At 54.1% G+C, this 11,431-nt stretch carries 11 protein-coding genes; 3 read left to right on the top strand and 8 right to left on the bottom strand.

Going from position 1 to position 11,431, the window contains the following annotated elements; genetic code table 11:
• Window positions 1-6: 6 nt before the first annotated feature.
• Together B8P98_RS24340 and B8P98_RS24345 are read right to left on the bottom strand one after the other, a co-directional pair.
• Window positions 7-471 carry a MarR family winged helix-turn-helix transcriptional regulator gene (locus B8P98_RS24340; RefSeq protein ID WP_025713135.1) on the bottom strand — a complete coding sequence of 155 codons (465 nt, stop codon included), beginning with the start codon at window positions 469-471 and terminating at the stop codon, window positions 7-9.
• 162 nt (window positions 472-633) lie between these two features.
• On the bottom strand, window positions 634-798 hold the full coding sequence (locus B8P98_RS24345; protein ID WP_042929491.1) for a DUF1127 domain-containing protein: 165 nt from the start codon (window positions 796-798) through the stop codon (window positions 634-636).
• 177 nt (window positions 799-975) lie between these two features.
• Between B8P98_RS24345 and B8P98_RS24350 the strand changes: the two genes are divergently transcribed.
• Both B8P98_RS24350 and B8P98_RS24355 read left to right on the top strand, forming a co-directional pair.
• A complete protein-coding gene (locus B8P98_RS24350; protein ID WP_025713136.1) occupies window positions 976-2,388 on the top strand; it encodes an aminotransferase-like domain-containing protein in 1,413 nt (470 codons plus the stop codon).
• A gap of 306 nt (window positions 2,389-2,694) precedes the next feature.
• Window positions 2,695-4,545 (top strand): 3'-5' exonuclease, encoded by a 1,851-nt coding sequence (locus B8P98_RS24355; RefSeq protein WP_095033490.1) that lies wholly within the window; start codon window positions 2,695-2,697, stop codon window positions 4,543-4,545.
• Between the two features lie 10 nt (window positions 4,546-4,555).
• Here the strand turns inward: B8P98_RS24355 and fosA are convergent, their stop codons facing one another.
• A complete protein-coding gene (gene fosA, locus B8P98_RS24360) occupies window positions 4,556-4,975 on the bottom strand; it encodes a FosA5 family fosfomycin resistance glutathione transferase (protein WP_095033491.1) in 420 nt (139 codons plus the stop codon).
• Entirely contained in the window at window positions 4,969-5,877 is a 909-nt protein-coding gene (locus B8P98_RS24365) for a LysR family transcriptional regulator (protein ID WP_095033492.1), read from the bottom strand. The genes fosA and B8P98_RS24365 overlap by 7 nt, the downstream gene beginning before the upstream one ends.
• Before the next feature lie 86 nt (window positions 5,878-5,963).
• Here B8P98_RS24365 and B8P98_RS24370 point away from each other — a divergent pair, with 86 nt between their 5' ends.
• A complete protein-coding gene (locus B8P98_RS24370; RefSeq protein WP_095033493.1) occupies window positions 5,964-6,746 on the top strand; it encodes an NAD(P)H-dependent oxidoreductase in 783 nt (260 codons plus the stop codon).
• Window positions 6,747-6,782: 36 nt separating this feature from the next.
• On the opposite strand, the gene B8P98_RS24375 is transcribed toward B8P98_RS24370, so the two are convergent.
• The 4 genes from B8P98_RS24375 to B8P98_RS24390 are packed head-to-tail and all read right to left on the bottom strand — an operon-like array spanning window position 6,783 to window position 11,218.
• Window positions 6,783-7,739: an ABC transporter permease gene (locus B8P98_RS24375; RefSeq protein WP_095033494.1), complete on the bottom strand. Its 957-nt coding sequence runs from the start codon at window positions 7,737-7,739 to the stop codon at window positions 6,783-6,785.
• Window positions 7,736-8,707 carry an ABC transporter permease gene (locus B8P98_RS24380; protein WP_095033495.1) on the bottom strand — a complete coding sequence of 324 codons (972 nt, stop codon included), beginning with the start codon at window positions 8,705-8,707 and terminating at the stop codon, window positions 7,736-7,738. Before B8P98_RS24380 ends, B8P98_RS24375 begins: the two co-directional genes overlap by 4 nt.
• Window positions 8,700-10,184, bottom strand: coding sequence for a sugar ABC transporter ATP-binding protein (locus tag B8P98_RS24385; RefSeq protein WP_142762403.1), 1,485 nt, complete (start codon window positions 10,182-10,184; stop codon window positions 8,700-8,702). Before B8P98_RS24385 ends, B8P98_RS24380 begins: the two co-directional genes overlap by 8 nt.
• A 50-nt stretch (window positions 10,185-10,234) precedes the next feature.
• Complete coding sequence (locus B8P98_RS24390; RefSeq protein WP_002887349.1) at window positions 10,235-11,218, bottom strand: autoinducer 2 ABC transporter substrate-binding protein; 984 nt, start codon at window positions 11,216-11,218, stop codon at window positions 10,235-10,237.
• Window positions 11,219-11,431 lie beyond the last annotated feature (213 nt).

The raw sequence follows: 11,431 nt of genomic DNA on the forward strand, positions 1-11,431 counted from the left end.
AGTGTGTTAGATCTTGTTATCTTCTTCGCGGATATTCCGCAAACGGCAGGCGATTTGATTTAACGTGGCGCTGAAGGTGGCGAGGTCGGCTTCCGGGATGGTCTGAGTGACGCGCTCCTGATAGGTCTCGATCACGCAGCTCAGTTTTTCCAGAATTGCCCGACCCTCGGCGGTCAGCGCCAGCAGGCGAATGCGTTTGTCATATGGCGATGTGGAACGCAACAGATAGCCCTGCTTTTCCAGTAATGAGAGGGTGCGCATTAGCGGCGGCAGTTCAATGCCCTGCACCTCCGCCAGTTCGCTGACTGAGACATTGTCTCCCAGCTGATGCAGTTGCATCAGCACCGTCCAGCTGGACTGGGTGAGTCCGGTATCGGTGATAGCGGAGTCAATAATGGCGCGCCACTGGCGCACCACCATGGCCATTCTCATCCCCAACGGGCGGCGGGCAAACAGGTCGTCTTCAGTCACAGCTTTTCCTCTCATTGTTGAGAAGAAAATAATACTTATCAGGGTAAGTATCAAGAAACGGAAGGTCGTGCCGCATCAATTGATAAATTTCGTGAATGTATCCCGGCGGCGCCTGGCGATCACCGGGATAATGAAGAAAGGTTGTCTTGAAAACCGCACGTTTTAATTGATCTGATCCCGACGCAGACCGATGTCTTTCAGCTGATCGTCACTCATTCGCTGCAAAATTCTGCGCGTTTGCTCCTGAAGCCACCATTTTTTGACAAACCTCGCTAGCAGTACGAAACCGATAAACGGCTGTTTTGCCCTGTTCTCGTGAAATTCCATCCTCTACCTCCTCACCTTGCCAGAGGCTTTATCTTCACGGATCCAGGGGTAAATAATACAGATTCAAAAAATACTTTTCTTTAACATACAGATTAGCTAAAACGTACACCAGACCTCATTTTTCATGGCCATCTGTACTGGTTACTCCATCTGTATGGCGGAAATTAAGGATACAGTATGACCCGCTACCAACATCTCGCTACCCTGCTGGCTGAACGTATTGAACAGGGCCTGTATCGCCACGGCGAAAAACTACCCTCAGTGCGCAGCCTGAGCCAGGAACATGGCGTCAGCATCAGTACGGTCCAGCAGGCCTATCAGCTGCTTGAGCAGCAGCAGCTGATTGTGCCCCAGCCTCGGTCGGGCTATTTCGTCGCCCCCCGCAAGGCCCAGCCGCCGGTACCGCCGATGTCGCGCCCGGTGCAGCGGCCGGTGGAGATCACCCAGTGGGACCAGGTGCTGACCATGCTCGACGCCCGCTACGATAAAACGATCATCCCCTTCGGCGGCGGCTCACCGGACGTGACGCAGCCAAGCCTGAAGCCCATCTGGCGCGAACTGAGCCGGGCTATCCAGCATAACCTCAGCGAGGTGCTGAACTATGACGAGCTGGCCGGGCGCCGCGAGCTGCGCGAACAGATTGCCCGCCTGATGCTTGACGGTGGCTCGGTGGTAACAGCCGACGATCTGGTGCTTACCAGCGGCTGCCATAGCGCGCTGTCGCTGGCCCTGCTGTCGGTGTGCCAGCCAGGGGACATCATCGCCGTAGAATCCCCCTGCTACTACGGCACCATGCAGATGCTGCGCGGGCTGGGATTAAAAACCATTGAGATCCCCACCGATCCGGAAACCGGGATCAGCATTGAGGCCCTGGAGCTGGCGCTGGATCAGTGGCCGATCAAAGGGGTGATCCTGGTACCCAACTGCAATAACCCACTGGGCTTTATCATGCCGGACGCCCGTAAGCGCGCGGTGCTGAACCTGGCCCAGCGCTACGATATCGTGATTTTCGAGGATGATATTTACGGCGAGCTGGCTACCGAGTACCCGCGCCCGCGCACCATTCACTCCTGGGATATCGACGGCCGGGTGATGCTCTGCAGCTCTTTTACCAAAACCATCGCCCCCGGACTGCGTATCGGCTGGATAGCCCCCGGGCGCTACTACGACAAACTGCTACAAATGAAGTACGCCGCCAGCGGGACCAACGTCCCCTCCACCCAGCTGGCGGCCTGCAATTTTATTCGCGAAGGCCACTACCACCGCCACGTGCGGCGAATGCGACAGATCTATCAGCGCAATATCGAGATCTACACCTGCTGGCTGCGGGAATTTTTCCCGTGCGGGATCTGCGTCACCCGGCCGAAGGGCGGTTTCATGCTGTGGGTCGAACTCCCGGAGCAGGTAGATATGGTCTGCGTCGCCAAGCAGTTGTGCCGGTTGAAGATCCAGGTCGCGCCGGGCTCGCTATTTTCCGCAGCGGGCAAGTATCGCAACTGCGTCAGAATCAACTGCGCCTTGCCGCCAACCGAAAAACATAAAGCGGTGATGGTGAAGCTGGGAGAAGCGGTGAAGGTGGCGATGGAGTGAAGCTGCGGCATTCCCACAATCTGCGAGCCGGTAACCCGGAAAAGGCGCGGTAAGCGCCGCCTCCGGGCAAGATATACGCTCTTTAAACATTCTAAAATCACTCTTACAAATACAAAAAAACAAAATAATTCATATAAACAATATTTCATTATTATTGAATAACAATTTTTGTGGTGCAAAACCATAAATACCAATATATATTGGCTCATTCACAAATACATGGTGGCATTTTAAGTAATGCCGTTAAAAAGCATGACTATTAACTTTTAAAGTATAAGCGTAGTCATACAGTTAGCTGAGAGCAAAATGGCAACGATCATCCCAACCATCGGAAGCTGCGGTAACAAGATTACTGCCGGAGAAAAGCGTCTTGCGAGAATTTTTGAAAGCAATCTGAGTAGCGATTGTACTTGTTGGTATGACATTCCTACTGGCGAAAAACAAACACATCCTGATTTCATCATTCTGGATCCTCAGCGAGGGCTGCTTTTTATTGAAGTGAAGGACTGGTATATTTCAAAAATAAAATCCGCTAATAAAACACATGTGATATATGAAACATCAGATGGTGACATTTCTCTACCCCATCCCATAGAACAGGTCAGACAATATTCTTACGGCGCAATTAACTATCTAAAGCGAGACCCACAACTTCTTCAGGACAACGAAAAATATAAAGGACAATTTTGTGCCCCCTACGGTCATGGAGTCTACCTCAGTAATATTACACGTAAGCAGTTAGATAAATACTTTTCCAATAGTGATATTTTTCCTTCTGATATCGTGATTTGTAAAGATGAAATCACCGAGTTTATGTCATCTGAAGAAATATCATTACGCCTATTTTCTTTGGTCAAACATACATTTTCTAAAGAGATAAGTAATAAGCAAGTAGATCGTATACGTTGGCATTTATACCCTGAAATTCGCATCACCCACGCTCTCGATAAACCAGAGAGTTCTGCCAACCCAATATCTGTACTCCGAACGCCGAATATTATAAAAATAATGGATACTCAGCAAGAATTACTCGCCAGAAGCCTTGGTGAGGGGCATCGGATAATTCACGGCGTAGCCGGCTCAGGTAAAACCTTAATTCTTCTTTATCGTTGCCTACACCTGGCGAAAGATAATAATTTAAAGAAACCTATTCTTGTCGTGTGTTATAATATAATGCTGGCCCAAAAATTAAAATCTCTAATAAAAAGCCATCAACTTACGGTTCCGGTTGAAATTACCAACTTCCATGCATGGTGTTATAAGCAAGCAAAAACTAAAAATATTCTCCCTAACTCAAAGCAAAATTTTATAGAAAACCTTGAGCAAGCTGTTATTACTGGTTTTCAAAATAAAACAATAGCAGCAGAACAATATAGTGCGGTGTTAATTGATGAGGGGCATGATTTTAAACAGGATTGGCTAAAAATACTTTCTGGAATGGTTGATAGCGAAACTAACTATCTATTATTTCTATATGACGATGCGCAATCAATTTATCAGAAAAAAAGCTCACTTGATTTTACGCTTTCCAGCGTTGGTATCAAAGCTCAAGGGCGTACAACTATTCTTGACATCAATTATCGAAATACACAGCAGATTCTCCACTTTGCTACCAGCATTGCATTTGATTATTTAAATGATCATATTGAGGATAACTTTAAATATCATAAACCTGATGCTGGTGGACTTCAAGGCCAGGATCCAAACATGCTTGTTTTTGATAACCACCAACAAGAAATCATCCATATAATTAAATGGCTAAAGCAACAACATCATACTGGTGTTAGCTGGAATGACATGGCTATATTATGTCCCTCGACCGCACATCTTTCTGCAATATTAGTAAAAGAGTTAAGGGATTCAAAAATACCGCACTACTTTATAGCAAGCTCGGAAGATAAAAAACGCTACTCACCACAAAGCGATTTTTTGTCTATTATACCTTTGCCTAGTAGCAAAGGTCTCGAGTTTCATTCAGTCGCAGTGATAGATAGTTCAAACATAATGGGTAATAGCGATGATCTCAGCGACGAGATCAAGCGACTATATGTTGGTTTCACTCGGGCAACTAATAATTTGCTTGTGACTTTACATCAAAAAAATGTGCTCAGCAGACATTTAACCTCAACTTATAATCAAATCTATAACAATGCATAGTAGCCCCCTGTCACTCATCAAAAAACACCATCCCCTTATACGGCTGTTCGCGGCAGGCGGCCAGCCGCTGGGTGAGACTACCGACGTGCAGCTCCAGCTTGTGGCCGTCAGGGTCGAGGAAGTAGTGCGAGGCGCCTTCGCTACGGTTCAGCTTCCATACCGCCACGCCGGCAACCTCCAGGCGGGCGGCAAAGCGGGCGAAATCCGCCTCGCTGATGCTAAACGCATAATGGGTGTAGTCGCTCTCCTCCGGCGGGGTAACGCGCCGCTGCGGATCCAGCGACAGGCACAGCCACAGATCGCCACAGGAAAGATAGGCGCCGCTGTCCCAGCGGGCGTGCAGCGTCATGCCCAGCAGCTGCTGATAAAACGCCACGCTCGGCGCCAGCTGGCTGACAGCCAGGGTCAGGTGATTGAGTCCACTCAGCATGTCTGTTCCTCCAGTGAATTCACAATGAACTGACGCAGCCACTGATGCGCCGGATCGCGGTGCCAGCGCTCGTGCCATAACATCAGCATCTCAAAGCCGGCAACCGCCAGCGGCGGCTCGACCACCACCAGCCCGCTCTGCCCGCGCACCAGCCGCTCCGGCAGCACCGCCACCAGATCGCTATTGCGCAGGGTCTCCAGCATAAACAGGAAATGTGGCACAGAAAGGACAACTCGCCGCGTCAGTCCGAGGGTCGCCAGCGCGCTATCGGTCGCCGCGCTGAATCCGCCCCCGTCCGGGGAGACAACGACTTGCTCCAGCTGACAAAACGTCTTCAGACTCAGGCCGTGCCGCAGCGCCGGATGCCCCGCCCTGCCCGCCAGCACATAGCGCTCGCGAAACAGCAGGCGCTGATGCAGCCCAGGAGGTGCCCCCTCGCGGGTATGGAAGAAGAGATCCACTTCATCGCTGGCCGCCTGCTGCTCCAGCCGCGCCGGCTGCAGTTCGAATACCGCCAGCCGACTGCCGGGAGAGGCCTGGCGTAACCCGCTCAGCATCGGCAGAAAGATCGCCGAAGCCATATAGTCCGTCGCCGCCACCCGCCAGGTCTCCGCCGCCGTTGCCGGCTCAAAGGGTGCCTGCGGTGCCACCGCCTGCTCCAGAGCCGTCAGCGCAGCGCGCAGCGGCTGGCGTATTTCATCGGCGCGGGCGGTGGGCTGCATGCCACGCGGGCCCGGCATCAACAGCGGGTCGGCAAAAATCTCCCGCAGCCTGGCGAGCTGAATACTCACCGAGGGCTGCGACAAATTCAGCCGCTGCGCCGCCCGGGTGACATTATTTTCACTGAGCAGCACATCCAGCGTGCGCAACAGATTGAGATCCAGACGATGTAAATTAATCACGACTATACCTGTGATTTAAGTAATTCATTTCTACTATAGCGCCAGCGTACTTACTCTGCAGCTCTCCATACGCCAGAGGTGATGTTATGAAAGTACTGCTGATTTACGCCCATCCGGAACCGCGCTCGCTCAATGGCGCGCTGAAAAATTTTGCCGTCCGCCATCTGCAGCAGGCCGGCCATGAAGTGCAGGTCTCCGATCTCTACGCCATGCGCTGGAAGGCCGGATATGACGCCGACGACAGCGGCGCCCCACCGGTCGGCGAGTTCTGGCGTCCGACCCTCGATTCAAAACAGGCCTTTGAACAAGGAACCCAAAGTGCGGATATCGCTGCCGAGCAGGCGAAGCTGCTGTGGGCCGATACGGTGATTTTCCAGTTTCCGCTGTGGTGGTTCTCGATGCCCGCCATCATGAAGGGCTGGATTGACCGGGTGTACGCCTGGGGCTTTGCCTATGGCGTCGGCGAGCACAGCGACCGCCACTGGGGCGATCGCTACGGGGAAGGCACCTTCGTCGGCAAACGGGCGATGCTGATCGTCACCGCCGGCGGCTGGGCGGAACACTATTCACCGCGTGGGATCAACGGCCCCATCGACGACATCCTGTTCCCCATTCAGCACGGCATGCTGTTCTATCCCGGCTTCGAGGTGCTCCCGCCGCTGGTGTTCTACCGAACGGACAAAACCGACGCCACGCAGTTCGCCGACCAATGCGCCGCCCTGGCCGAGCGGCTGGACAGGCTGTGGCAAACCGAGCCCATTCCATTCCGCCGGCAGAATCATGGCGATTATCTGATCCCGTCGCTGACGCTGCGCCCGGAGCTGGCGCCGGGGCAAAGCGGCCTGGCGGTGCATTTGCGTAGCGAATAGCTGACTACCCCGTCTTCGCCCCCGAGGACGGGTCATTTACCCGGCTCTCTCCAGGCCCAGCATGCCTCGCGCCTGGATAAAGCACAGCAGCAGCGCGCCCCACAGCGCCATCGTCAGATAGGGGCTGATGCCGAGGATATTGAACCCACTCTCGATGATCTGCAGCAGGAACAGCGCGAGCACCATCCCGACGATGCGCCCGCTACCGCCATCCGGATTCACGCCACCGAGCACCGCCGCGAGGATCGACACCAGCAAATACGATTCTCCATAAGACGCTTTGGCTGAATTCAGCTTCGACATCATCAGAAACGCCGCCACCGCGCAGAGCAGGGCCGAGATGACATAGACCCAAATTAACACCCGTCGGGTATTGATCCCGGAATAATGGGTCGCCCGCTCGTTGGATCCGATCAACATGATCGCCCGACCCAGCGGGCTCTTCTCCAGCAGCACCCACAGCCCAACCGCCACCGCCGCAAAAAGCCACATTGGCAGCGGAATACCGAACCACTGAGCGTGATTCAGCCACAGCACCCACTGCGGATAGTTAGCGATAGCGCTGCCGCCGGTGATCAGAATATTGATCCCCTTGAGCAGGGTCATCATGCCAAGGGTAGCCAGGATCGGCGAAACGCGGATCCCGGCAATCAGTATCCCGTTGCACAGACCAATGATCATCGCCGCCCCTCCGCCGGCCAGCAGCGTCGCCAGCGCGGTGGCGCCCCCCGGCGGATAGCTCGTCGCCACCCAGGCCATCACCAGCGAACAGGCGTTGGCCGTCGCGATAATTGACAAATTAATGCCGCCGCAAAGCATGGTCATGGCCATTGCCAGCGCCAGGATCCCCAGCACCGGCATTTGCGAGGCAATCGACTGGAAATTGCTGACAGACCAGAAGATATTTGGCATGGCGATGCTAAAGGCGATTACCGTCAGCATCAGCAGGCCGATCAGGTAAAACTCAACGTTGTTGCGCCACGATTTTTTCATAACAAGCTCCGGTTCTGATGCTGGCTCCATGCCGTTACGCTGATGCTGACGACGATGATCGCCCCGGTGATCAGGGTCTGCCAGTAGGAGGAAACCCCTAGCAGATTCAGGCCGTTCTGCATCACCGCCAGTAAAATCACCCCCAGCAGCGTACCGGTGAGGGTTCCGCGCCCGCCAATCAGGCTGGTGCCGCCCAACACCACCGCCGCCAGCACCGTCAGCTCATAGCCCAGCAGTGAATCCGGCGCGACGGTCATCACCGTCCACGCCTGCACAACACCCGCGGCACCTGACATCAGCCCCATATAGCCATATACGAACAGCTGCAGGCGGAGCACGCTGAAGCCGACGCGGCTGGCAGATTCCCGGTTCCCCCCCATGGCGTAGATCTTGCGGCCAACGGTGGTGAAATTCATGATAAACGCGGTCAACAGCACCACCGCGATCATCGTCAGCAGCGGCAGCCCCAGACCGTAGTCGTAACCATCGGCATCGGTGTATTTGAATAGCATGACCCCCTTTTCAAACCACGGAGGGAAATCGTAGAGCCAGACACCTTTGCTTAACCACAGCAGCAAACCGTAGAAAATGTTGAGCGTAGAAATGGTGATAATGATCGAGGGGACCCGCAGACGATTAACCAACAGCGCGTTCACCAGCCCCAGCAGCACGCCGATGCCGCCGGCAAGCACAAAAGCCACCGCGAAATTGCCGCCCACTTTTTGCAGCATCACCACCATGCCGTACTGGGCGATGATGGTCATGGCCGGGAAGGAGATATCAATCCCGCCGGCGATCAGCACCACGAACAGGCCACAGGCGAGAATGGTCAGCATCGCGTAGTTATTGGCGAGGTCGTAAAGATTGCCGAAAGTGAAAAACTCCTCACTGCGCCAGCCCAGCAGCAGGCACAGCGCAATAATAAACATGCCTAACCAGAATTCATGTTGTTTCAACAGATTAGCCATTAACCACCTCCGCTATCTGCTGTTGGCTGCTGCTGTCCGGCAGGAAGCTATGGGTTAGCTCGCCCTGCTTCATCACCAGGATGCGATGACTCTGGTACCACGCCTCTTCGATCTCGTCGCAAATCATCAGCACAGCGATGCCATGGGCCGCCAGATCGCTGATGATATGATAGATCCCGGCTTTGTTTGCGATATCCACTCCTACCGTTGGGCTATCGAGGATCAGCAGTTTAGGAGAGATCGCCAGCCATTTGGCGATAGAGACGCGCTGGGCATTGCCGCCGGAGAGGGTATTTACCGGCAGATGCGTATCCGGCGCTTTAATGGTCAACGCGTTGACCATTCTCGCGACCAGTTGCTGAGCTTTACTGTCACTCAATAGCCCACAAGCGCCTTTCACTTTATGGAACACGGTGCTGATGATGTTATTTTCAATCGACTGAGTCATCACCAGGCCACGTGACATACGGTCTTCAGAGACATAGCCAATGCCGTGACGAATAGCGTCCTGGTTGCTGCGCAACCGCACCGGTTGGCCGTTAACCAGGATCTCGCCGCTGTCGGGCCGGGTCATGCCGAAAAGGCTCAGGCACAGCTCTGTTCGCCCGGCGCCCAGCAGGCCGACTATCGACACCACTTCTCCGGCTTCGACCTTCAGGGAGACGTTATGATATTCCCCCTTGCGGCTGAGATTGCGCACCTCCAGCACCGGCGTGCTGCCCTTCCCCTGCCACAGGTCGCGCACCTGATAGTCAAACTCCTGGCCCGTCATCAGAAAACCGAGCCGACGGGTGGTCACCTCAGCCGCCGGCAAGGTACCAACCAGATCGCCATCCTTCAGCACGCTGATGCGGTCCGATACGGCCATGACCTCTTCCAGACGGTGGCTCACGAAGACGACGCAGATCCCCCTCTCGCGCAGCTGGCGTACCACATGCAGTAGCCCTTCCACTTCCTGATGCGTCAATGAGGCCGTGGGTTCATCCATAATGATAAGCCGGGCATCCTGCGCCAGTGCACGACAAATCGCCACCAGCTGGCAGCGGGCAATGGAGAGCGACTCCACGGCGGCATCCAGCGGCAGCGAGACGTTAATACTGCGCATCGCCTGCTCCGCACTGCGCCGCAGTTCGCTACGCCTCACCAGCACGCCGCGATGATAGTGGTTAATAGCAATGTTCTCCCACACGCTGAGATTGGGAAACAGCGACAGATCCTGATAAATCACCTGGATCCCATGGGCGACTGAAGCCGCCGGCGTCAGCCTGGGCCACGTCTTGCCGCCCAGCGTTATCGCCGCGCCCTCATCCGGGCGATAGACGCCGGAGATAATTTTGATCAACGTCGACTTCCCACAACCGTTCTGCCCGGCCAGGCAGTGCACTTCCCCGGGCATAAAGTCGAGGCTGATATCATTGAGCGCGCGGTTGGCGTGGAAGGTTTTGCTGACGTGACGAAGGGAAAGGAAAGGTTCCATAGCATCCCCTGGCAGGTTAAACCGGGGCGCCAGGCGCCCCGGAAGATGGATTAGTAGAGCGAATCAATATTGTCTTTATTCACCAGCAGCACTTTATGGAAGCGGATAATATGCTTGTCGCTATCGACCTCCGCTTTACCGAGTTCTTTCAGTTCGAAGCCCGGCTCAATAGTTTTGCCGTTCAGCAGGGTGCTGGCGACGGCCGCGAGGGCATAGCCGGCTGTCGCCGGATCGTAGGTGATCCCTTCGGTAATATCGCCGCTCTTAATGAGAGAGGCCGCCTGCGAGGGGATCATCATCCCGTAGACCGCAACTTTGTTTTTCGCACGCTTCTCTTTCACCGCGCGCCCCGCGCCAATCGGGCCATTCGAACCAAAGGAGACCACCGCTTTCAGATCCGGGTAAGTTTTCATTAGATCGAGCGTGGTACGGCGGGAATCATCGACACTTTCCGCCACCGGCATTCGGCGGGTGACTTCATGCATGTCCGGGTAATGTTCTTTTTGGTATTTCACCAGCAGGTCAGCCCACAGGTTGTGCTGCGGTACCGTAAGGCTACCGACATAGATAACGTAGCCGCCTTTGCCACCCATCCGCTTGGCCATATGCTCCACGTATTCAGCGGCGAACTTCTCGTTATCGATGATCTCCACATCCCAGTTGGCGCTCGGCTGCCCGGGCGATTCGTTGGTCAGCACCACGATGCCGGCGTCACGGGCTTTTTTGAATACCGGCTCCAGCACGTTGGCATCGTTAGGCACGATAGTGATGGCATCCACTTTACGTGCAATCAGGTCCTCAATAATTTTTACCTGCTGCGGCGCATCGGTGCTGGACGGCCCAACCTGGGAGGCGTTGAGGTTAAACTCTTTCCCGGCCTGGACAACCCCTTCTCCCATCCGGTTGAACCACGGCATGCCGTCCACTTTTGAAATATTGACTACGGTTTTTTCCGCCGCATATACCGGCGCGGAAATAAGCGCAGCCCCCAACAGCAAGGATGAAAAAATATTAACGACCAGACGTTTATGCATAATAATTAGCCTCAATACGTTGTAGTCAGACAGGGGTATGACGCAAAGCGGAAAAAGAGATATAAATTGTAATAATGTTAATAATTTAGAAGAGAATAAACACAAGCTGTAACAGCAGACAGGTAATATCCAGCTATAAATATGGATAATAATACTATAATCCTGTGACGTGAGCTTTTTCACAAAAAACATGCAACATAGTTTGTTGTTCCA

It is taken from the genome of Klebsiella quasivariicola, assembly GCF_002269255.1.
GTDB lineage: Bacteria > Pseudomonadota > Gammaproteobacteria > Enterobacterales > Enterobacteriaceae > Klebsiella > Klebsiella quasivariicola.